General features: G+C 64.8%; 2 protein-coding genes. Both read left to right on the top strand.

Annotated elements, in window-relative coordinates:
• Window positions 1–1086 (top strand): IS21 family transposase (gene istA, locus GO014_RS18860; RefSeq protein WP_157291818.1); only part of this gene is annotated, 1086 nt, incomplete at its 5' end.
• The coding region (gene istB / locus GO014_RS18865) for an IS21-like element helper ATPase IstB (RefSeq protein ID WP_157291819.1) at window positions 1076–1704 on the top strand (629 nt) is incomplete at its 3' end. The genes istA and istB, both read left to right, overlap by 11 nt.

Raw genomic sequence — 1704 nt, forward strand, 5'->3', positions numbered from 1 at the left:
ACCAAGCTGCAGGTGGCCCATACCAAGCTGTCGCACAGCCGGGCATTCATCGTGCGGGCATATCTGCTGCAGACCCACGAGATGCTGTTCGACGCAATGACTCAGGCGTTTCGGGTCTTGGGCGGTGTGCCCCGCCGCGGCATCTTCGACAACATGAAGACCGCGGTCGATCGGATCGGCTCGGGCAAGGCCCGACAGGTCAACGCCCGGTTCGCAGCCATGGCCAGCCATTACCTGTTCGAGCCCGAGTTCTGCAATCCCGCCTCGGGCTGGGAAAAGGGCCAGGTGGAAAAGAACGTGCAGGATGCCCGCCGGCGACTGTGGCAGCCACTGCCCAGCTTCCCTGACCTCGGTGCCCTGAACGCCTGGCTCGAAGAGCAGTGCATCGCGCAATGGGGCCAGATCACGCATGGCGGCCTTCCGGGCAGCGTCGCCGATGTGCATGCCGGCGAGGTCGCGAGCCTGATGGCATTGGGGCGACCCTTCGATGGCTTTGTTGAACAGACCAAGCGGGTCTCGCCGACGTGCCTCGTGCACTTCGAGCGCAATCGCTACAGCGTTCCGGCCTCGTTCGCGAACCGGCCGGTCAGCCTGCGGATTTACCCCGAACGGATCGTGCTGGTGGCCGAGGGTCAGATCCTGTGCGAGCACGCGCGCATTATCGAGCGCTCCCACCACCAGCCGGGACGCACGGTCTATGACTGGCGGCACTATCTGGCGGTGATCCAGCGCAAGCCGGGTGCCCTGCGCAATGGCGCGCCGTTCGTCGATCTGCCCGAGGCGTTCCGTCGACTGCAGGGCCACCTGCTCAAGCATCCGGGCGGCGACCGGGAGATGGTCGAGATCCTGGCGCTGGTGCTGCATCACGACGAGCAGGCGGTCCTCAGTGCCGTCGAGCTCGCACTCGAGGCCGGCGTTCCGACCAAGACCCATGTGCTCAACCTCCTGCACCGCCTGGTCGATGGCAAGGCCAGCCAGGTCGAGACGATCAATGCGCCGCAGGCCCTGGTCTTGCGCCAGGAGCCCAAGGCCAACGTTGCCCGCTATGACACGCTGCGCGGCAAGGATGTTCGCCATGCGTCATGACCCTGCCAGTGCCGCCGTCGTGGTGATGCTCCGCAGCCTCAAAATGCATGGCATGGCCCAGGCCGTGAGCGAGCTGCTCGAACAGGGCGCGCCCGCCTTCGATACGGCCGTGCCGATCCTCTCCCAACTGCTCAAGGCCGAGCTAGCCGAGCGAGAGGTTCGATCCATCGCCTATCAGCTCAAGGCGGCTCGCTTCCCCGCCTTCAAGGATCTGTCGGGCTTCGACTTTGCGTCCAGCGAGGTCAATGAGGCCATGGTCCAGCAGCTTTACCGCGGCACGTTCATCGAGGGCGCCGACAATGTGGTGCTGATCGGCGGCCCAGGCACGGGCAAAACCCACATCGCCACCGCGCTCGGCATCCAGGCGGTGCAGCATCACCACAAGAAGGTCCGCTTCTTCGCCACCGTCGACCTGGTCAATGCGCTCGAGCAGGAAAAGGCCTTCAACAAGGCGGGCCAGCTGGCCGAGCGCTTACTGCGCCTCGATCTGATCATCCTCGACGAACTGGGCTATCTGCCGTTCAGCCCGTCAGGCGGGGCGCTGCTGTTCCATCTGCTCAGCAAGCTCTACGAGCAGACCAGCGTCGTCATCACCACCAACCTCAGCTTCAGCGAATG

This window comes from Devosia marina, assembly GCF_009758415.1.
GTDB classification, from domain to species: domain Bacteria; phylum Pseudomonadota; class Alphaproteobacteria; order Rhizobiales; family Devosiaceae; genus Devosia; species Devosia marina.